The sequence below is a fragment of the Sphingomonas sp. P4_D12 genome (genome assembly GCF_056401895.1).
Genome location: NZ_JBFUIL010000006.1, coordinates 547,907 through 566,219, shown reverse-complemented (window position 1 = coordinate 566,219; position 18,313 = coordinate 547,907). Strand labels below are relative to the sequence as shown.

The following is an 18,313-nucleotide window of genomic DNA, read 5'->3' as shown; positions in this document are numbered from 1 at the left end:
AATGCGGCGATCAAACGCTGAGCCTCGCTCGCGCAGCGAGGCTCTCCAAAATCTCCGCTTTCTCTGCGCCTTCGCGTGAACAATTAAAGCGGTTCGCCGGTTAGCCGCTGGCACACCATGTCGAGCTGGTCGAGCGTCGAATAGGACACGGTCAGCGTCCCGCCCTTCGCCCCATAGGTGATCTTCACGCCCAGCCCGATCACGTCGGTCAATTGGCGTTCGAGCGCGGCGATATCGGCATTGCGTCCGCCATGGCCACCACCACTGCCACCGCCATGGCCGCCCGATGTCCCGTCATCCTTCGCTGCCTTGGCCAGCCGCTCGGTCTCGCGCACCGACAGGCCGCGAGCCACTACCTCGGCTGCGAGGCTTTCCACATCCGGGGCGCCGATCAAGGCGCGCGCATGCCCCATGTCGATCTTGCCGTCGGTCAACAGCGACAGGACAGATTCTGGAAGGTCAAGCAATCTCAATAGGTTAGCTATATGACTGCGCGACTTGTGGACCAGCTTGGCCAGCGCTTCCTGTGTATGGCCGAACTCGTTGATCAGCCGCTTATACGCATCGGCCTCTTCGACTGCGTTGAGATCGCGGCGCTGGATATTCTCGAGCAGCGCGATTTCGAATGTATCGGCATCGTCGAGTTCGCGGACGATCACGGGGACTTCGTGCAGCCTTGCCCGTTGCGCCGCACGCCAGCGCCGCTCGCCGGCGACGATCTGGTAGTTGCGGCCATGCGGACGGACCAGGATCGGCTGGAGCACGCCGCGCGCGGCGATCGATTGCGCCAGCTCCTCGAGTGAGGCTTCGTCGAACACGCGGCGCGGCTGGCCCGGCTGTGGCGTCAGCGCGCCAACCGGCAGCATGCGAATACCCGCGGGTGTTTCGCCGCCACCCATCGTCGGCACCGCTTCGGGCGCGATGTCGCCGAGCAGAGCGTTGAGGCCGCGGCCAAGGCTGGGGCGCGGCTTGCGGGGAGCTTCTGTGGTCATGCGGCGATCGCCGGGGCAGCGGGGGGCAGGCGCCCAATCAACTCACGCGCCAGCGCCATATAGGCTTCGGACCCCGAACAGCGATAATCGTAGATCAAGGCTGGTAGCCCATGGCTAGGCGCTTCGGATAGCCGCACGTTGCGCGGGATCACCGTGTCGAACACCACCTTGCCCAGCACCGCGCGGACATCCGCCGACACCTGGTCGGTCAGCCGGTTGCGGCGATCGTACATGGTGAGCGCGACCCCCAGGATCGCGAGGCCGGGATTGAATCGCGAGCGGATGCGCTCGACCGTCGACAGCAACTGGCTCAGGCCTTCCAGCGCGAAGAATTCGCATTGCAGCGGCACGAGCAAAGAATCGGCCGCGACCATCGCGTTGATCGTCAGCAAGCCGAGCGAGGGGGGGCAGTCGATCAGCACGACATCCCAGCGGTCGCTCGCGACTTCAAGCGCATGGTCGAGCCGGTGCGTGCGCTCCTCATAATCGACCAGCTCGATTTCGGCGCCCGACAGGTCGACCGTCGCGGGGACGATGTCGAGCCCGGGCACCACCGTCCCCACCACCGCGTCGACTACTGAGCAGTCGCCGATCAATATGTCGTAGCTCGATTTCTTGCGATCAGCGCGGTGGATACCGAGCCCCGTCGAGGCATTGCCTTGCGGGTCGAGGTCGATGATCAGCACGCGCTTGTCGGTTGCCGCCAGCGCGGTGCCCAGATTGATCGCCGTCGTGGTCTTGCCCACGCCGCCCTTCTGGTTGGCCACGGCAATGACGGTCATCGCGCCCGTACTCCGCGCGCGATCACGATGCTTGATACAGGATCGGTGATGCTCTGTTCCACGTGGAACATTCCATGCCATCTTTGCTTGGCGCGCGCCACCTCTTCGCGCGCCGCTCGGCCCTTTGGTAGCAGCCAAAGTGTCTCATTGCTGGCGCATTGTGCCGCCGACGCGATCACTTGTGCCACCTGCGCGACTGCCCGCGCAGAGATGACCGCGACGGGTTGGCGAACATTCTCGACCTTGCCGGTGATCACCTCGACCTGGGGAAGGGCAAGCGTCGCAGCAGTTTCGCGCAGGAAATCGGCACGCAACCGGCGCGGCTCGACCAGGATGAACCGGCGTTCGGGCTGCACAGCCGCCAGCGCGAGCCCGGGAAATCCCGCGCCCGTTCCGATATCGAGCCAATCCCCCTTGTCGGGCGCCAGCGGCGCGAGCTGCAGCGAATCCACGATATGCCGCGACCAGATCGTCGCCAGCGTCGAGCGCGCGATCAGATTCTGCTGATCGCTTTCGACCGTGACGATCGCCGCTAGATGCTCGAGCCGGGCAATTGCCTCGGCGTCGAATCGCGCCGCTGCCCAGTCTTGCGCTTCATCCTCGGTCATGCCGCGGCCCGTGTCGCGTGAAGCAGGATCGCGGTAAGGGCGGCCGGCGTGATCCCTCGGACACGTCCTGCGGCTGCCAGGGTCGCGGGTCGGGCAGCGGTCAGCCGCTCGACCATTTCGTTAGACAGGCCGGGAATCGCCTCGAAGTCGAGATCCGATCGCAGCGCGATGCGCTCGCTTGCACGCAGCTCGGATACTTCGGCCTCTTGCCGCTCGACATAGGGAGCGTAGCGCGCGTCCTCGATCGCCTCATCGACGACGGGGGTAGGCGATGCGGCAAGGGCGGGGGAGACGTGCGCCAGCTCGACACCGGGAAAACGCAGCCACTCACCGGCGGAACGTCGCGCACCGTCCTGCGCGACCTGCGCTCCACGCGCTGCCAGCGCGCTCGCGGTGAGCGGCTCAGCCAGGTGCGCGTCGACCGCGGCGCGTTCCGCCTCGCGCCCGCGGACGTGCCGTAACCGCTCGTCGCCGAGCAGGCCGGCCGCCTCGGCAACCGCGCTCAGCCGCGTCTCGGCATTGTCGGCGCGCAGCCGCAGCCGGAACTCGGCGCGCGCGGTGAGCATGCGATAGGGCTCGGTAACGCCTTGGAGGACCAGATCGTCGATCATCACGCCGAGATAGGATTGCGCGCGGTCGGGGAGGAAGTCAGCGACGCCAAGCGCGACCGCCGCTGCGTTGGCGCCGGCGACCAGGCCCTGAGCCGCGGCTTCCTCATAGCCCGTCGTCCCGTTGATCTGCCCGGCGCAGAACAGGCCGGGTAATGCTGCGACCGCCAATCGGTGATCGAGCGCTCGCGGATCGATATGATCATATTCGACCGCATAGCCGAACGCGGTGATCCGGGCTCGCTCGAGCCCCGGAATCGAGGCAACCAGCGCCTGTTGCACATCGGTAGGCAGGGAGGTGGAAATGCCGTTGGGATAGACCGTGGCGTCGTCCAGTGCCTCGGGTTCGAGGAAAATCTGGTGCCCATCACGATCGCCGAAGCGATGCACTTTGTCTTCGATCGATGGGCAATAACGCGGGCCGACACCTTCGATATCTCCGGAAAGGAGCGGGGAGCGATCGAGGCCTCCACGAATAATCGCGTGCGTCGCCTCGGTCGTCCGGGTGATCGCGCACCACAATTGGGGAAGGGGACGCCCCGTCGACAGCGCCGACATCGTCCAGCTATCCGCTTCGGACGGCTGCGTTTCGGTCCGCGCCCAGTCGATCGTCCGCCCGTCCAGGCGCGGCGGCGTGCCGGTCTTGAGCCGCATCATCGGCAGGCCGAGATCGCGCAACTGCACGGCCATCACCGTTGCCGCGCGCTCGCCGAGCCGGCCACCCGCGTCGCGCTCGTCACCCCGAAACATGCGGGCGCCAAGGAATGTCCCGGTGGCCAGCACCACCGCTGGCGCGGCGAGGCGCATGCCATCCGCCATCTCGACGCCGGCAACCCGACCGCCGTCGATCGCCAACGCCGTCGCTTCGTTAGCGACGATCCGCACGCCATCGTGCTGCGCGAGTAGCTGGCGCACCGCGGCGCCGAACCGGGCGCGATCGGCCTGGATGCGTGGGCCACGTACCGCAGCGCCCTTGGAACGATTGAGCAGGCGATAGTGGATCGCGCCGGCATCGGCGGCGCGCGCGATGATCCCGTCGCAGGCATCGACCTCGCGAACCAGATGCCCCTTACCGAGTCCACCGATGCTGGGGTTGCACGACATCGTCCCGATATTGCGCGCGTCGAATGTGACCAACGCGACCGACGCGCCGCGTCGCGCGGCCGCCGCGGCGGCCTCGACACCGGCATGGCCGCCGCCGATCACGATGACATCGAAGCTGTTCATGGCGGCGCGATTAGCAGGGATGTTCCACGTGGAACACTCACTTTCCGATGCAGAACCTAGAGAACAAGGCATCCAACATCGCTTCGATGCCGACATCGCCGGTGATTCGCGCCAGCGCCACGTTGGCCCGCCGCAATGCGTCGGCAACGACGAGCTCGTCCGATGCACCGATGTCACCAAGTGCCTCAAGCGCCTCCTGGCAATGAGCCCGCTGACGTTGATTGAGCGCCATATCGCCCGCGCCGGGGATCAGCGCCGATGAGCGGATGACCAGCAACTCCCACAATTGCTCGACTCCGGAACCTGTTTCCGCCGACACCGCGAGCGCCGCACCGTCCGGCGCTTCCTCACGGCCGGCCATATCGGCGCGGGCATGGAGCCATAGCATCCGGTCCTCGGGCGGGTTCTCGTCACCCAACCACAGCACCAGATCGGCCCCGGCGATCGCCTGCCCAGCACGATCGATTCCGATCGCCTCGATCACGTCGCCCGTCGAATCCCGCAGCCCGGCTGTATCGGTCAAGACGAAGGGGATGCCGGCTCGCGAGACCGGCACCTCGATCCGGTCGCGCGTCGTCCCCGCGATCGGCGAGACGATCGCCGCCTCGCGCCTGGCCAATGCATTGAGCAAGGTCGACTTGCCGCTATTGGGCGGGCCCGCCAGTACGACCCGGATGCCGTCGCGCAGGCGATCCACCGCAGGAGCGCTAAGCGCCGCTTCGATCGCGGACGCCACCGTCCGGGCGCCGCTTCGAATGCTATCGAGCAACACCGGGTCGACGTCGGCCTCGTCCGAAAAATCGAGCGACGCTTCGAGCCGTGCCGCCAGTCCAAGCAGCGCGGCGCGCCAATGGGCGATCTGCCGCGACAGCGTGCCGTCAGCCATCGCCAGCGCCGCGCGCCGCTGCAATTCGGTCTCCGCCGATAACAGATCGCCAAGGCCTTCCGCTTCGGCAAGATCGATGCGGCCATTGGTCAGCGCCCGCCGGGTGAACTCGCCTGGCTCGGCCCGCCGCAATCCCGGCTGTCGGGCCAGAGCCGCCTCGACCGCGGCAACTACCGCGCGACCGCCATGGACGTGCAGTTCGACCAGATCCTCGCCCGTCGCGGTGTTGGGGGAGGGGAAGACCAGCACCAGCGCGCTGTCGAGATGATCGCCGCTCGCCGGGTCACGCAAGGTCCGCAGCCGTGCTTCACGTGGAACAGGCAAATCGCCAGCCAGCGCCCGAGAGGCCGCAAGAGCCTGTGGGCCGCTGATACGGATGACCGCGATCGCCGCCGGCGGCAGACCGGACGAAGGGGCAAAGATCGTGCTCATGGCAATGTCACGCCAAACGGCGATTACTCGCTCTTGCCGCCCTCGAACATCTTGCGCCAGAATTGCATCCCGGCATCGCCCATCGGCATCCAGCTCTTCATCATCGTCTCGAGCAGTTCGGGCTTGACCATATTGCCGTCCATCGCGCCCATCAGCGCCTGAACATATTTGTCGTGGATCGGCGTCAGATCGGGCAGGCCGATCGCGCGGCGCGCCTCTTCGGGGGTGCAATCCACCTCGACATTGATCTTCATCGCCGAAACTCCGCTTGAGCGCGCCGACCGCGCTGCTACCTGTTTGAACGACCTGTATGCGCGCGACGGACCATCAATCGCAACGCCCCATTCGGAGAGAGCCATGACCGCGACGATCAAGATCGAGACGCTCGAAAAAGATGCCAGCTTCGATGCCTATATCGCCGAACCCGCCGGGGGCAGCGCGAGCGCGGCGATCATCGTCATCCAGGAGATTTTCGGGGTGAATGCCGGCATCCGCCGCAAATGCGACCAGCTCGCCGAGGCAGGCTATCTAGCGATCGCGCCCGATTTGTTCTGGCGGCTCGAGCAGGGCATCGAGCTCGATCCCGATATCCCCGACCAGTTCAAGGCCGCGCTCGAGCATATGGGCAAGTTCAATCAGGATCAAGGTATCCGCGACATCGAGGCGGCGATCCATGCCGCGCGCGATCGGGTCGGCGGCGGCAAGGTCGGGGCGGTCGGCTACTGTCTGGGTGGCCGCCTGGCCTATATGACCGCGGCGCGCACCGATATCGACGCGACCGTCGGCTATTATGCGGTCGGCGTGGACGGCCTGTTGCGCGAGAAGCACGCCATCGCGCGGCCGCTGATGCTCCATATCGCCGGCGCCGACGGCTTCGTCAGCCCCGAGGTGCAGAAGGCGATGCACGAGGGGCTGGACGACCACCCCAAAGTCACGCTGCACGACTATCCTGGAGTCGACCACGGCTTCGCGACCGAGTTCGGCAACCGCCGGAGAGAAGAGGCTGCCAATCAGGCGGACGCGCGGACGATGGCGTTCTTCGCCGATAATTTGGACTGATTTATCTTATATAACAGAGTGTTACGGTAACTTGATGTCGACGCCCAGCGCCGGCAGCACGCCGATCCGCCGGTCGGTCAGGCCGTCGTAAATCATCGAGCACGCCACCCACAATATCACTGCCAACCCGACATAGGCGATCCAGCGATAACGGTCGATCACGCGCGCGATATAATTGGCGGCTAGTCCCATCAGCGCGACCGAGAATACCAGGCCGAAGATCAGGATCGCCGGGTGGTCGCGCGTCGCGCCGGCGACGCCGAGGACATTGTCCAGACTCATGCTGACATCGGCGAGCGCAACCGCGATGACCGCGCCGCCAAAGGTCTTGGTGCGCCCTGCATGTATTTCGTCGTGGCCGGCATGATGGCGCAACTCTCGCCACATCTTCCACGCCACCCACAGCAGCAGCAACCCGCCAGCGGTCAAAATACCAACGAAATTAAGTAGATAGGTCGCGACTAGCGCGAACAGGACGCGCAGCACCAACGCCGCCAGCGTCCCGAACAGGATGACCTTGCGTTGCTTGTCGTGGGGCAGGCCAGCGGCAAGCGCACCGACCACCACGGCATTGTCCCCCGCCAGCGCCAGGTCGATCACCACGACCTCGCCCAGCACGGCAAGCGATTCGGCGGAGAAGAAGTCGGCGATGGTCATCGGCGGTCTCTACAAGCCCGCCAAGGTGACGGATGTTCCCGGGCTAATCAAATCCAGCCGAACAACCGTCCAAGCCCGATGGCCGGATCGACAATCCCTTCGTGGATCATCGATCCCGCGACATAGAGGATCACGACCAACCCCAGATACGCGATCCAGTGATAGCGCTCGATCAGCCGCGCGATGTAATTGGCCGCGATCGCCATCAGTGTGACCGACAGCGCCAGCCCGAACAGCAATACGGTGGGATGATCGCGCGCCGCGCCGGCCACGGCGAGCACGTTATCGAGGCTCATCGACAGATCGGCGAGCGCGACCTGGAACGCCGCCTTGGCGAAGCTCTTGGGCGCGCGGGCCGGCGTGGCGGCATCGGCCGCGACCGCCTGATTGTGCCGCCGCGCGTGCTGCAGTTCGCGGAACAGTTTCCACGCCACCCACAGCAACAACACGCCGCCGGCGAACAGCAAGCCGACGACGTGGAGCAATTGCGTCGCGACGAACGCGAACGTCACCAGGCAAAGGAGCGCGACGCCGACGCCGATCGACAGGACGCGCTTGCGGTCCTTTTCGGGCAGGCCTGCGGCGAGTGTGCCCAGGACGACGACGTTGTCGCCGGCCAGCATCAGGTCGATCATGATGACCTGGCCCAATGCGGCGAGGCCCGCGGCGGTGAAGACGTCGGAGATATCGATGACCGGCATGGGGAGGCGTTAGCAGCGAGGGGGAGGGGTGCAAATGAAAACGGCGCGGGGTTAGCCGCGCCGACACGCTTGTCGGATGTGCCATCGCATCGAAGCCGTCGCCCCGGCGGAGGCCGGGGCCGCTGGCGACGGTCCAACACCGCTTGAGGCCCCGGCCTCCGCCGGGGCGACGGGTCGTTTGGTTCGTCGACAATGGGGGCGGGCGGCGCGGAGTAAATCCGCGCCGTCGGTCGGAGCTGCGCTCCGCCGGCCGAGCCGGAACGAGTCCTGAGCCAGCGGTGCTGGCTCAAGCCGTTCTCGGCTACTGGTTCATACTGTCGAAGAAGTCTTCGTTGGTCTTCGAATCCTTCATCTTGTCGAGCAGGAATTCCATCGCATCGGTGGTGCCCATCTGCATGAGGATGCGGCGCAGCACCCACATCTTGGAGAGCTTGCTCTTCTCGACCAGCAGCTCTTCCTTGCGGGTGCCGGACTTGCCGACGTCCATCGCCGGGAAGATGCGCTTGTCGGCGACCTTGCGGTCGAGGACGATTTCCGAGTTACCGGTGCCCTTGAACTCTTCGAAGATGACTTCGTCCATGCGGCTGCCGGTATCGATCAGTGCCGTCGCGATGATCGACAGCGAGCCGCCTTCCTCGATATTGCGGGCAGCACCGAAGAAGCGCTTCGGGCGCTGCAGCGCGTTGGCGTCGACACCGCCGGTCAGCACTTTGCCCGAGGACGGCACAACCGTGTTGTAGGCGCGGCCGAGACGGGTGATCGAGTCGAGCAGGATCACGACGTCCTTCTTGTGCTCGACCAGGCGCTTGGCCTTTTCGATCACCATTTCGGCGACCTGGACGTGGCGCTGCGCGGGTTCGTCGAACGTCGACGACACGACCTCGCCCTTCACGCTGCGCTGCATGTCGGTGACTTCTTCCGGGCGCTCGTCGATGAGGAGAACGATCAGGAAGACTTCGGGATGGTTGTCGGTGATCGCCTTGGCGATGTTCTGCAGCATCACCGTCTTGCCGACGCGGGGCGGAGCGACGATCAGCGTGCGCTGGCCCTTGCCCTGCGGGCTGACGATGTCGATGACCCGCGCCGATTTGTCCTTGATCGTCGGATCGAGCTGATCGAGCGTCAGCTTCTGCTCGGGATAGAGCGGGGTGAGGTTGTCGAAATTGACGCGATGACGGACCGCGTCGGGATCGTCGAAATTGACGCTGGTGAGCCGCGTCAGGGCGAAATAGCGCTCGCCGTCCTTGGGCGCGCGGATCTCACCTTCGACCGTGTCGCCGGTGCGCAGGCCGAACTTACGGACCTGGTTGGGCGAGATGTAGATGTCGTCGGGGCCGGCGAGGTAATTGGCCTCCGGGCTGCGCAGGAAGCCGAAACCGTCGGGCAGCACTTCGATCGTGCCCAGACCCATGATCAGCTCGCCATTTTCGGCCTGTTCCTTGAGGATCGCGAACAGCAGATCCTGCTTGCGCAGAGTCGACGCGCTCTCGACCCCCAGCTCTTCGGCCATCGCGACGAGCTCGGCGGGGGGTTTCTTCTTGAGGTCTTTAAGATGCATTTCGGGTGTATTCCGGGTGACTTGGGGGAGATTTTTCGAGCTTCTGTCGGCGAGGACCGCGACGATGCTGGAGGAAGGAGGAGAGCGAGCGTCCCGAAGGGCACCGCTCGTCTCCACGATCTATGGGCGCGATTCCCTCAAGTCAAGGCGATCAGAACGGTTTCACCACCACCAGGATGACGATCAGCGCGACAAACAGGGCAGGAAGCTCGTTGACCAGGCGGAGTTGCTTCGACGTCAGCGTCGCTTTGCCGCCGGCGAGCTTCTTCGCATAGGCCGTCATCCAACCGTGATACCCGCTCATCACGATCACCAGCAACAGCTTGGCGTGGAGCCAGCCTTCGCTCCAATGCTGGCCGACCGTGGCGATGGTCAGACCGAACACCCAGACCAGGATCATCGACGGGGTCATGATGATCTTGCGCAGCTTGGTCTCGCGCTCGACCCATTTCGCCGCCTCGGGCGTGCCGAGCGAGTCCTGGTGATGAACCAGATAGCGCGGCAGCATGAACAGCCCGGCCATCCAGAAGATCACGAAAATGACGTGCGCCGCCTTGAGCCACAAATAGATCGAGGCGAGGAAGTCCATCATCCATTCCTTACGAAATTTAGGAGCTGCTCGACATGCGCGATCGGCGCATCGGGCAGGATGCCATGGCCCAGGTTGAAGATATGCGGGCGATCGGCGAACGCCGCAAGGACGCGCCGCGCGGCCGACGTCATGACGTCGCCGCCGGTGATCAGTGCGAGCGGATCGAGATTGCCTTGCACCGGCAATCCCTTAGGCAGCACCTCGTTGGCCCAGACCGGATCGACTGTCTCGTCCAGCCCGACAGCGCCGACTTTAGTTTCGCGCGCATAAGCGGCAAGCTTCGCGCCCGCGCCCTTGGGAAAGCCGATCACCGGCGTCGTCGGATGGCGCCCGGCCAGCGCCGCGGTGATGCGCGCAGTCGGCGCGATCACCCAGCGTTCGAATTCGCTCGGCGCCAGGCTGCCCGACCAGCTGTCGAACAATTGCACCGCCTCGGCGCCCGCCTCGATCTGTTTCGACAGATAGTCGATCGTCATCGCCTCGATCGCGCTGATGATCGCCTGGAATGCCTGGGGATCGCGATAGGCGAGGCGCCGGGTTGAGCCCTGATCGCGGCTGCCCTGGCCCTCAACCATATAAGTCGCGACCGTCCATGGGCTGCCGGCAAAACCCAGCATGGTAGTTTCGGCCGACAATAAGGCGACCACGCGTCGCACCGTCTCGTACACCGGCTCGAGCCGCTCGGGTACTGCCACAAGCTCGCTAAGCGCAGTGTCGACCAGCTTGGGGGCCAGGCGTGGGCCTTCGCCGGTTTCGAACCACAGACGCTGTCCCAGCGCCCAGGGCACGATCAATATGTCGGAGAACAGGATCGCGCCGTCCATCCCGAAGCGGCGGACCGGCTGCAGGGTGATTTCGCATGCAGTCTCGCTGTCGGTGGCAAGGTCGAGGAAGCCGCCCTTTTGCGCGCGCAGGTCGCGATACTCGGGAAGATAGCGTCCCGCCTGGCGCATCAGCCAGACCGGAGGTACGTCGCGGCGCTCGCCGAGCAACGTCGCGAGTAGGAGTTTTTCCGGAATCGGGGCGGTCCCAAGAGTCATATAGATATATTGATAGAAGGTTGTTGTAGTTGTTGGCGCGTGGATGCCGGGGCTTATGCGTTCGTCCCGCAAATGCCAACAGCTTGACGGCAGCGGACTCACGCAACCGCGCCGATTCCATTCTTTCGTCCCCGCAATCCACAGCCTGTGTGGGGAAACGTCCCCTGTCGATGACGTTGTGGATGACCGATGGCTTTATCCACCGCCGAGCATCGCTTGGCCGAGGGGATGACTTGCGCTAGCGGTTTTCCCGATGTTGCCCACAGGCTTTCCGGCGCGCTGAAAAATGCGGCTCCATTTGCACCTCCTGTCCGATTCCACCGGCGAGACGCTGGAGAACATCGCCAAGGCGGCGCTGGCGCAATATGACGATGTCGAGACGATCCGGCATTTCTGGCCGATGGTCCGAAGTGAGGCGCATCTCGAGCGCATCCTGCAGGAGATCGCGCACAATCCCGGGCTGGTGCTGTTCACCTTGGTGTCGGGCGAGATGCGCCGTGCGCTGGAGACGCGATGCCGCGCATTGGGCCTGCCCGCGGTGGCGCCGCTCGATCCGGTGAATGATGCTTTGTCCAATTTGCTCGGCCAGCAGGCCAAGGCGCGTCCCGGCCGCCAGCACGTGCTTGACGCCGCTTATTTCGCGCGGGTCGATGCGATCCAGTTCACCATCGCGCATGATGACGGCATCGGCTGGGAGAATTGGGAAGAGGCCGATATCGTCCTTGCCGGCGTGTCGCGCACGTCGAAGACCCCAACCTCGATCTACCTCGCCAATCGCGGCTACAAGACGGCCAATATCCCGATCGTCCCGGAAAGCCCGCCGCCGGCCAAACTGTTCGAGCTCAAAAATCCGATCGTCGTCGGCCTGACCACCAGCGCCGACCGCCTGATCCAGGTGCGGCGCAACCGCCTGCTATCGCTCAACCAATCCCCGGAAACCGCTTATGTCGATCAGGAAGCCGTGACCCGAGAAGTCGCCTTCGCCCGGCGGATGTTCGCCGATAATGGCTGGCCGGTGATCGACGTCACGCGGCGCTCGATCGAGGAGACCGCGGCGGCAATTGTCGCGTTGATCAACGACCAGGCTGGTGACGAATGACGCTGATCCTCGCTTCACAAAGCGCTTCCCGGCGGGCGATGCTCGATGCCGCCGGCGTGACGTACATCGCCGAACCCGCGCGGGTCGACGAAGATGGCGTCAAGGCGGCAATGGTCGGCCAGCCGGCCCGCGACATCGCTGACGCGCTGGCCCAGCTCAAGGCATTGAAAGTATCGCAGGCGTATCCCTCGGCCTTAGCGCTGGGCAGCGATTCGATCGTCGCGCTCGCCGACGGCAGGCTGCTCGACAAGCCGATGACTCGCGACCAGGCCGGCGATCACCTCCGCGCCATGTCCAATGGCGAGCATGCCTTGTGGAGCGCGGCGGTGATCGCCGAACAGGGCCGGCCGGTCTGGCGTCACGTCGACCGCGCGCGGCTGTTCGTGCGTCCGTTGTCGGAAGCGTTCATCCGGGCCTATCTCGATCTCGAATGGCCGGCGATCGCCGGCTGTGTCGGCTGTTTCCGCATCGAAGGTCCTGGCGTGCAATTGTTCGGCCGGATCGAGGGCAGCCATTTCACCGTGCTCGGCATGCCGTTGCTTCCGGTGCTCGATTATCTGCGCACGCGGGGGGAAATGACGTCATGAAATACGCCGAAGTGATCGGCGACCCGATCAGCCATTCCAAATCGCCGCTGATCCACGGCTTCTGGCTGAAGGCGCTCGGCCTCGACGGCGACTATCGCGCCACCCGGGTCACGCCCGAGGGGCTGGCCGACTATTTCGCTGCGCGCACCGCCGACCCCGACTGGCTCGGCTGCAACATCACCATCCCGCACAAGGAGACCGCGCTCGCCTTTGTCGAGGATCGCGGCGGGGTGAAGGAGTCGATCGGCGCGATCAATCTGGCGTTCCGCTCGGAGGGCGCTTTGGTCGGGACCAATACCGACGCCGCCGGATTCTACGCGCCGATCTCTGGCCTAGACCTCGCTGGCCAGCCGATCGTGGTTGTCGGCGCCGGGGGCGCGGCGCGTGCGATCCTGTTCGCGCTGTCTCGCGTGGGGGTGGGGCGAGTCACGTTGCTCAACCGCAATCCGCTCAAAGGCGCCGCGTTGCTCGCCAGCTTCGGGCTCAAGGGCGATGCGCTCAAGCTCGACGCGCCGCTGCCGCCGGCCGCCTTGCTGGTCAATGCGACCTCGCTCGGCATGGCGGGGCAACCGCCGCTCGACCTCGATCTGGCGCCATTGCCCGACGATGCGGTGGTCTATGACGTGGTTTACGCGCCGCTCGAAACCGGGCTGCTCAAGGCGGCGCGGGCGCGCGACCTCGATACGGTCGACGGGCTCGACATGCTGATCGGCCAGGCCGCTTTGGCCTTCGAACTGCTGTTCGGCGCCGAACCCCCGCGCGATCGCGACGACGAGCTGAGGGCGTTGCTGACGTCATGAAGACAATCGGCCTTACCGGCTCGATCGGGATGGGCAAATCGGCGGTGGCGCAGATGTTCGCCGATGAAGGGATTGCGGTCTTCGATGCCGATGCGACGGTGCGCCGGCTTCAGGGACCGGGCGGCCGGCTGCTGCCGGCGATCGAGGCGGCTTTCCCCGGCACGACCGGTCCCGATGGCGTCGATCGCGCCGAACTCGGCGCCCGCGTGTTCGGCGACGATGCGGCAATCGAGCGGCTCGAGGCGATCGTCCATCCCGCGGTCGGTGAGGAGCGCGCCGCGTTTCTGGCACAGCATGGCGACGACGACATGGTCGTGTTCGACATTCCCTTGCTGTTCGAGACCGGCGGCGACCGCAATGTCGATGTCGTCGTGGTGGTGTCCGCCGACGCCGCAACCCAACAGGCGCGCGTCCTGGCGCGACCCGGCATGACTCGCGAACGACTCGCCGAAATTCTCGCTCGCCAGACCCCCGATGCCGAAAAAAGAGCGCGCGCGGACCATGTTATCGCGACCGATTGCCCGATGGATCAAACCCGTACCGCCGTGCGTAGGGTGATAGCTTGCGTCCGTGCCAGCCAAGACCGATAAAAGGACAAATGCGCGAAATCGTCTTCGACACCGAAACCACCGGCCTCTCCTTCAGCGGGGGCGACCGTATGGTCGAGATCGGCTGTATCGAGATGATCAATCGTGTCGAGACCGGACGCAGTTTCCACCTGTATTTCAATCCCGAACGCCCGATGCCGGTCGAGGCGTTCCGCGTCCACGGGCTGTCCGACGTCTTCCTGTCCGACAAGCCGCGCTTCCACGAAAAGGTCGACGAGCTGCTCGAGTTCCTCGGCGATTCGCGGCTGGTCGCGCACAATGCCAGCTTCGATTTCGGCTTCTTGAACGGCGAGCTCGGCAAGATCGGCCGCGAGATCATCTCGCTCGACCGCATGATCGACACCGTGGCGATGGCGCGCCAGCGCCACCCCGGCGCCAAACATTCGCTCGACGCGCTTTGCACGCGCTACGGCATCGACCGCAGCCACCGCGTGCTCCACGGCGCATTGCTCGACGCGCAATTGCTGTCGCAAGTCTATATCGAGCTGACCGGCGGCCGCCAGATCGGCCTGACCCTGGTCAGCGAAGTCGAGGAAACAATCGAAATCTCCGTGATCGACATCGATCCGCGCACCGCCCAACCACGGCCGATGCGCGTATTCGAGCCGAGCGCGGAGGAACTGGCGCGCCACGCCGGGTTCGTGGCGACGCTCAAAAACCCTTTATGGGGGGCCGAGGCGTCCGGTTGACGCGCGTTGCGAGGGACAAGGCGAATGCGCCACCGTCGCCAAGAATGGAGAAGAGAAAATGGATATCCGTGTCTCGGGACATCAGGTTGAAACGGGCGAAGCGCTGAAGGGCCATGTCCAGGATCGCCTCCAGGGTATTGCGGACAAATATTTCTCGCGCGCCATCTCTGCTCAGGTGACTTTCGGGAAAGGCCCGCACGACAATCGATTCAAATGCGATGTCGTCGCGCACGTCATGCATGGCCTGGTGCTCAAGGCCAGCAATGACGGCAACGATGCGCACGGCGCGTTCGATGGATCGGCCGACAAGATCGAGAAGCAACTGCGCCGCTACATGCGCCGGCTGAAGGATCGCAAGGCGGCCGGGACGATCGTCAACGGCGAGGCCGAACCCGCCGCCAATGCCGGCTATACCCTGTTCCAGGATTCGACCGACGAGGACGAAGCCGGTGATTCGCCGCTGATCATCGCCGAAACCCGGGTCGACGTGCCCGAGGCATCGGTATCCGACGCGGTGATGATGCTCGATCTGCGCAACACCCAGGCGCTGATGTTCAAGAATAGCGGGACGGGGTCGTACAACATGGTCTATCGCCGCGGCGACGGCACGATCGGCTGGGTAGAGCCGCAGCGCGCCAGCTAACGCCAGAGGCCGGAAGAGAGCGCGATATGATCGACCTGTCGGACCTGGTCCGGCCCGAAGCGGTTGCCGAGGGGCTGGCGGCGGCGAGCAAGAAGACGCTGTTCCAACAGCTCGGCGCGCTCGCCGCGACGGCCTATGGCATCGACGCCAAGGCCGCGGCCGAGGGACTCGCCCAGCGCGAGAAACTCGGTTCGACCGGATTCGGCGGCGGCATCGCCATCCCGCACGCGCGGATCGAGGGGATCGAGGCGATCCATGGCGTGTTCGTCGAGCTCGCGCGGCCGATCGATTTCGCCGCGGTCGACGATCTGCCGGTCGATCTGGTGTTCGCGTTGTTTTCGCCGCCCGATGCCGGCGCCGCGCACCTCAAGGCGCTGGCGCGGGTATCGCGGTTGCTGCGCGACGCCGCGTTCGTCGCCAAATTGCGCGGCGCGGGGTCGAAGGACGCGCTCTATTTCCTGCTGACCCAGGACGAGGCCAGGGATGCCGCCTGACTCCGGCGTGGATTCGGGTGCCCAAGCGCATTTCCGCGCGCTCGAATCGCTCTATGCCGCGGCGCCGATCAACCGATTATTCTCGTCGCGGCTCGAAATCCCCGAAAGCGGGGTGGCGCGGATCCATTTCGACATCGACGAGCGTTATTATCATGCCGGCGGCGCGGCGCACGGCACGAGCTATTTCAAGATGCTCGACGACGCCGCTTTCTATGCCTGCAACAGCTTGGTGTCCGATCGTTTCCTGCTGACCACCGCCTTCAACCTGCTGTTCACCCGGCCGTTAAAGGCCGGGCCGGTGATCGCCGAGGGCAAGTGGGTCAGCGGCCAACGCCGTGTGTTCGTTGGCGAGGCGCGGCTGATCGACGAGCAGGGCGAGGAAGTCGCGCGCGGCACCGGCACGTTCATGCGCTCGTCGATCGCCCTGGCCGGCTTGCCTGGCTATCGTTCGGCGTGAGTGCACGGCTGGCGACCGGCGCGCTGGTCAATGCGCTGGTCCGCCGTGCGAACCAGGCAGGCGGTTTCGCTACCGTCCTGGCCAAGGGCGACGCAACCGCCGGCGCCGTGCTCGTCGTAGCCCAGGATCGCGGCCAGAATGCCAGATTGTGGGAACGGGGCATCGGCCCGAGCGGCGATGTCGAGCTGATCGCGGTAGGACCGGAAGGAGATTCGCAAGCGTTGACAGATTATTGGGCGAAACGGCGCCGAAACGATCCCGATCTCTGGGTAGTGGAACTGGATATCCCGCAGGCGGAACGGTTCGCCGCTGAAACCCTGGTCGGCGATTGACTTGCTGCGATGCACAATTCAAGGGATTAATCACCAATTATCCGCGTTGTGCCGCGACGGGGTGCGATCCCTAACGGTTACGCAGTCGGGTGGTGGTCCGGGCGATCCTTTTCCTTGCGATCGAGTCCGCGCCCCAACCGCACTTTAGCAAGTCTAAATGCTGTTTTCCTCTCGCGCCGCGAACCTCGCGGCGACGTTCCTTGCACTAACCACGCTCGCCGGCCTCACCGTCTCGAGCAAGGCCCTGGGAGCGGATCGCGACGCTGCGCTGATCCCGGCAATCGCCACCACGGCTACCACTACCGCCATCAACCCATCAGTCCCCAAGCCGGTTCCATCGATCGATCCGGGTGACAGTGCGCCGACCTCCTCCGACGAGGTCCGTTCGGCGGCGCCGGCGCCCGCGCCGGGCCTGCAGTTTGCCAGTCTGGCCGCGGCAGTCGCCGGTCAGGATGTTGGCGACGACGTTGATTCGGAACTGTCGTGCCTTGCCGGCGCAGTCTATTTCGAATCCAAAGGCGAGCCGCTGTCGGGCCAGCTCGCGGTCGCCAACGTCATCATCAACCGCACCAATTCGGGCCGCTTCCCGCGCACGATCTGCGGTGTGGTCAAGCAGCCGGGGCAATTCTCGTTCATCCGCGGTGGCGCGATCCCGGCGATTCGTTCGGCCGCGCAATATCGCACCGCGATGGCCATCGCGCAGGTCGCGATGGACAAGGAGTGGGACAACCCAACCCCAGGCGCGCTCTATTTCCACGCCCGCCGCGTCTCGCCGGGCTGGGGCCGTCCGCGCGTCGCGACGATCGGCAACCACGTTTTCTTCCGGTAAAAAACGCATCGGGTCTTCCCGATGTTCCGGTGATGTTCTAAAGCGGGGAGATGCTCGATGCGTCTCCCCGCTGTCCTCCGACAGGAACCGAGGCGCTGTGCGCGGCTGACGTCGCGCGCGGCGTCATTCGCATGCTCGCGCGCCACGATCTCGCCGCGATGACCGAAGTCCCGCTCGATGGCGGACGCCGTGCCGACATCATGGCAATCGATTCGCGTGGGCAGATCGTCATCGTCGAGATCAAGGTGTCGCGCGCCGATCTGCTCGGCGACGGTAAATGGTTCGACTATCTCGACCATTGCGACCGCTTCTTCTGGGCCGTGCCCGATGGCTTCGACCATGGCCCGCTGCACGGCGAAGCGTTCCTGCCCGAACGCTCGGGGGTGATCATCGCCGACCGCTACGACGCTGCGATCCTGCGCGAGGCGGCAACGCATCCCCTGAGCACGCCGGGGCGCAAGAAGTGCACGCTTGCCTTTGCGCGCCGGGCGGCCCGGAGGGCTAGCGGGTTGGCCGATCCTGAACTGGGGTTCCTGCTTCAGGCGGAGTAATTTTTCTCGCACAAAGACACGAAGCCACGAAGATTTGTGGACTGCCTGACGGCCACTACCGAATCCAATCGAGACGGGCGAG

General features: G+C 65.0%; 23 protein-coding genes. 12 read left to right on the top strand and 11 right to left on the bottom strand.

What is annotated here, in order from left to right; all coding sequences use genetic code 11:
* Positions 1–83 precede the first annotated feature (83 nt).
* Genes AC1DSD_RS15355 through AC1DSD_RS15330 form a run of 6 tightly spaced genes read right to left on the bottom strand, consistent with a single transcriptional unit; the run spans position 84 to position 5,789 of the window.
* Positions 84–992: a ParB/RepB/Spo0J family partition protein gene (locus AC1DSD_RS15355; RefSeq protein WP_478031297.1), complete on the bottom strand. Its 909-nt coding sequence runs from the start codon at positions 990–992 to the stop codon at positions 84–86.
* Positions 989–1,774, bottom strand: coding sequence for a ParA family protein (locus AC1DSD_RS15350; RefSeq protein ID WP_478031295.1), 786 nt, complete (start codon positions 1,772–1,774; stop codon positions 989–991). Before AC1DSD_RS15350 ends, AC1DSD_RS15355 begins: the two co-directional genes overlap by 4 nt.
* Complete coding sequence (gene rsmG, locus AC1DSD_RS15345) at positions 1,771–2,382, bottom strand: 16S rRNA (guanine(527)-N(7))-methyltransferase RsmG (RefSeq protein WP_478031294.1); 612 nt, start codon at positions 2,380–2,382, stop codon at positions 1,771–1,773. Before rsmG ends, AC1DSD_RS15350 begins: the two co-directional genes overlap by 4 nt.
* Entirely contained in the window at positions 2,379–4,217 is a 1,839-nt protein-coding gene (gene mnmG / locus AC1DSD_RS15340) for a tRNA uridine-5-carboxymethylaminomethyl(34) synthesis enzyme MnmG (protein ID WP_478031292.1), read from the bottom strand. Before mnmG ends, rsmG begins: the two co-directional genes overlap by 4 nt.
* A 37-nt stretch (positions 4,218–4,254) precedes the next feature.
* The gene (mnmE, locus tag AC1DSD_RS15335) at positions 4,255–5,535 is read right to left on the bottom strand and encodes a tRNA uridine-5-carboxymethylaminomethyl(34) synthesis GTPase MnmE (RefSeq protein WP_478031291.1); all 1,281 of its coding nucleotides are present in this window, start codon (positions 5,533–5,535) and stop codon (positions 4,255–4,257) included.
* Between the two features lie 23 nt (positions 5,536–5,558).
* Positions 5,559–5,789 carry a DUF6489 family protein gene (locus AC1DSD_RS15330; protein ID WP_066824160.1) on the bottom strand — a complete coding sequence of 77 codons (231 nt, stop codon included), beginning with the start codon at positions 5,787–5,789 and terminating at the stop codon, positions 5,559–5,561.
* Between the two features lie 103 nt (positions 5,790–5,892).
* Here AC1DSD_RS15330 and AC1DSD_RS15325 point away from each other — a divergent pair, with 103 nt between their 5' ends.
* Entirely contained in the window at positions 5,893–6,594 is a 702-nt protein-coding gene (locus tag AC1DSD_RS15325) for a dienelactone hydrolase family protein (RefSeq protein WP_478031289.1), read from the top strand.
* A 21-nt stretch (positions 6,595–6,615) separates the two neighbouring features.
* Here AC1DSD_RS15325 and AC1DSD_RS15320 read toward each other — a convergent pair whose 3' ends face one another.
* From AC1DSD_RS15320 to hemE, 5 genes are all read right to left on the bottom strand, one after another.
* Positions 6,616–7,251, bottom strand: a complete 636-nt coding sequence (locus AC1DSD_RS15320) for a TerC family protein (protein WP_478031288.1) — start codon at positions 7,249–7,251, stop codon at positions 6,616–6,618.
* Between the two features lie 47 nt (positions 7,252–7,298).
* Positions 7,299–7,952, bottom strand: a complete 654-nt coding sequence (locus AC1DSD_RS15315; RefSeq protein ID WP_478031286.1) for a YjbE family putative metal transport protein — start codon at positions 7,950–7,952, stop codon at positions 7,299–7,301.
* A 301-nt stretch (positions 7,953–8,253) separates the two neighbouring features.
* Positions 8,254–9,510 carry a transcription termination factor Rho gene (rho, locus tag AC1DSD_RS15310; RefSeq protein ID WP_066805204.1) on the bottom strand — a complete coding sequence of 419 codons (1,257 nt, stop codon included), beginning with the start codon at positions 9,508–9,510 and terminating at the stop codon, positions 8,254–8,256.
* Positions 9,511–9,661: 151 nt separating this feature from the next.
* Positions 9,662–10,099: a CopD family protein gene (locus AC1DSD_RS15305; RefSeq protein ID WP_478031285.1), complete on the bottom strand. Its 438-nt coding sequence runs from the start codon at positions 10,097–10,099 to the stop codon at positions 9,662–9,664.
* Entirely contained in the window at positions 10,099–11,142 is a 1,044-nt protein-coding gene (hemE, locus tag AC1DSD_RS15300; protein WP_478031283.1) for a uroporphyrinogen decarboxylase, read from the bottom strand. The genes AC1DSD_RS15305 and hemE overlap by 1 nt, the downstream gene beginning before the upstream one ends.
* Positions 11,143–11,428: 286 nt before the next feature.
* Between hemE and AC1DSD_RS15295 the strand changes: the two genes are divergently transcribed.
* The 11 genes from AC1DSD_RS15295 (at position 11,429) to AC1DSD_RS15245 (ending at position 18,231) form a co-directional block, all read left to right on the top strand.
* The gene (locus tag AC1DSD_RS15295) at positions 11,429–12,241 is read left to right on the top strand and encodes a pyruvate, water dikinase regulatory protein (protein ID WP_478031282.1); all 813 of its coding nucleotides are present in this window, start codon (positions 11,429–11,431) and stop codon (positions 12,239–12,241) included.
* Entirely contained in the window at positions 12,238–12,828 is a 591-nt protein-coding gene (locus AC1DSD_RS15290; protein ID WP_478031280.1) for a Maf family protein, read from the top strand. The genes AC1DSD_RS15295 and AC1DSD_RS15290 overlap by 4 nt, the downstream gene beginning before the upstream one ends.
* Positions 12,825–13,628 carry a shikimate dehydrogenase family protein gene (locus tag AC1DSD_RS15285; protein ID WP_478031278.1) on the top strand — a complete coding sequence of 268 codons (804 nt, stop codon included), beginning with the start codon at positions 12,825–12,827 and terminating at the stop codon, positions 13,626–13,628. The genes AC1DSD_RS15290 and AC1DSD_RS15285 overlap by 4 nt, the downstream gene beginning before the upstream one ends.
* Positions 13,625–14,218, top strand: coding sequence for a dephospho-CoA kinase (gene coaE / locus AC1DSD_RS15280; RefSeq protein ID WP_478031276.1), 594 nt, complete (start codon positions 13,625–13,627; stop codon positions 14,216–14,218). The genes AC1DSD_RS15285 and coaE overlap by 4 nt, the downstream gene beginning before the upstream one ends.
* Positions 14,219–14,226: 8 nt before the next feature.
* On the top strand, positions 14,227–14,925 hold the full coding sequence (dnaQ, locus tag AC1DSD_RS15275) for a DNA polymerase III subunit epsilon (RefSeq protein WP_478031274.1): 699 nt from the start codon (positions 14,227–14,229) through the stop codon (positions 14,923–14,925).
* A gap of 58 nt (positions 14,926–14,983) precedes the next feature.
* Positions 14,984–15,568, top strand: a complete 585-nt coding sequence (hpf, locus tag AC1DSD_RS15270; RefSeq protein WP_478031272.1) for a ribosome hibernation-promoting factor, HPF/YfiA family — start codon at positions 14,984–14,986, stop codon at positions 15,566–15,568.
* Between the two features lie 26 nt (positions 15,569–15,594).
* A complete protein-coding gene (locus tag AC1DSD_RS15265) occupies positions 15,595–16,062 on the top strand; it encodes a PTS sugar transporter subunit IIA (RefSeq protein ID WP_478031270.1) in 468 nt (155 codons plus the stop codon).
* On the top strand, positions 16,052–16,519 hold the full coding sequence (locus AC1DSD_RS15260) for a PaaI family thioesterase (RefSeq protein ID WP_478031268.1): 468 nt from the start codon (positions 16,052–16,054) through the stop codon (positions 16,517–16,519). Before AC1DSD_RS15265 ends, AC1DSD_RS15260 begins: the two co-directional genes overlap by 11 nt.
* Positions 16,516–16,851, top strand: coding sequence for a DUF1491 family protein (locus AC1DSD_RS15255; RefSeq protein ID WP_478031266.1), 336 nt, complete (start codon positions 16,516–16,518; stop codon positions 16,849–16,851). Before AC1DSD_RS15260 ends, AC1DSD_RS15255 begins: the two co-directional genes overlap by 4 nt.
* A 157-nt stretch (positions 16,852–17,008) precedes the next feature.
* On the top strand, positions 17,009–17,680 hold the full coding sequence (locus tag AC1DSD_RS15250; protein ID WP_478031264.1) for a cell wall hydrolase: 672 nt from the start codon (positions 17,009–17,011) through the stop codon (positions 17,678–17,680).
* A gap of 50 nt (positions 17,681–17,730) precedes the next feature.
* Positions 17,731–18,231, top strand: coding sequence for an MmcB family DNA repair protein (locus AC1DSD_RS15245; protein WP_066589447.1), 501 nt, complete (start codon positions 17,731–17,733; stop codon positions 18,229–18,231).
* Positions 18,232–18,313: the final 82 nt, after the last annotated feature.

Coding starts and splice junctions, on each gene's coding strand:
- AC1DSD_RS15355 (WP_478031297.1), bottom strand. CDS start 992: ATGACCACAGAAGCTCCCCGCAAGCCGCGCCCCAGCCTTGGCCGCGGC.
- AC1DSD_RS15305 (WP_478031285.1), bottom strand. CDS start 10,099: ATGGACTTCCTCGCCTCGATCTATTTGTGGCTCAAGGCGGCGCACGTC.
- AC1DSD_RS15265 (WP_478031270.1), top strand. CDS start 15,595: ATGATCGACCTGTCGGACCTGGTCCGGCCCGAAGCGGTTGCCGAGGGG.
- AC1DSD_RS15295 (WP_478031282.1), top strand. CDS start 11,429: ATGCGGCTCCATTTGCACCTCCTGTCCGATTCCACCGGCGAGACGCTG.
- AC1DSD_RS15245 (WP_066589447.1), top strand. CDS start 17,731: ATGCTCGATGCGTCTCCCCGCTGTCCTCCGACAGGAACCGAGGCGCTG.
- AC1DSD_RS15325 (WP_478031289.1), top strand. CDS start 5,893: ATGACCGCGACGATCAAGATCGAGACGCTCGAAAAAGATGCCAGCTTC.
- hpf (WP_478031272.1), top strand. CDS start 14,984: ATGGATATCCGTGTCTCGGGACATCAGGTTGAAACGGGCGAAGCGCTG.
- AC1DSD_RS15350 (WP_478031295.1), bottom strand. CDS start 1,774: ATGACCGTCATTGCCGTGGCCAACCAGAAGGGCGGCGTGGGCAAGACC.
- coaE (WP_478031276.1), top strand. CDS start 13,625: ATGAAGACAATCGGCCTTACCGGCTCGATCGGGATGGGCAAATCGGCG.
- AC1DSD_RS15320 (WP_478031288.1), bottom strand. CDS start 7,251: ATGACCATCGCCGACTTCTTCTCCGCCGAATCGCTTGCCGTGCTGGGC.
- hemE (WP_478031283.1), bottom strand. CDS start 11,142: ATGACTCTTGGGACCGCCCCGATTCCGGAAAAACTCCTACTCGCGACG.
- AC1DSD_RS15330 (WP_066824160.1), bottom strand. CDS start 5,789: ATGAAGATCAATGTCGAGGTGGATTGCACCCCCGAAGAGGCGCGCCGC.
- AC1DSD_RS15290 (WP_478031280.1), top strand. CDS start 12,238: ATGACGCTGATCCTCGCTTCACAAAGCGCTTCCCGGCGGGCGATGCTC.
- rho (WP_066805204.1), bottom strand. CDS start 9,510: ATGCATCTTAAAGACCTCAAGAAGAAACCCCCCGCCGAGCTCGTCGCG.
- dnaQ (WP_478031274.1), top strand. CDS start 14,227: ATGCGCGAAATCGTCTTCGACACCGAAACCACCGGCCTCTCCTTCAGC.
- mnmE (WP_478031291.1), bottom strand. CDS start 5,535: ATGAGCACGATCTTTGCCCCTTCGTCCGGTCTGCCGCCGGCGGCGATC.
- mnmG (WP_478031292.1), bottom strand. CDS start 4,217: ATGAACAGCTTCGATGTCATCGTGATCGGCGGCGGCCATGCCGGTGTC.
- rsmG (WP_478031294.1), bottom strand. CDS start 2,382: ATGACCGAGGATGAAGCGCAAGACTGGGCAGCGGCGCGATTCGACGCC.
- AC1DSD_RS15250 (WP_478031264.1), top strand. CDS start 17,009: ATGCTGTTTTCCTCTCGCGCCGCGAACCTCGCGGCGACGTTCCTTGCA.
- AC1DSD_RS15260 (WP_478031268.1), top strand. CDS start 16,052: ATGCCGCCTGACTCCGGCGTGGATTCGGGTGCCCAAGCGCATTTCCGC.
- AC1DSD_RS15315 (WP_478031286.1), bottom strand. CDS start 7,952: ATGCCGGTCATCGATATCTCCGACGTCTTCACCGCCGCGGGCCTCGCC.
- AC1DSD_RS15285 (WP_478031278.1), top strand. CDS start 12,825: ATGAAATACGCCGAAGTGATCGGCGACCCGATCAGCCATTCCAAATCG.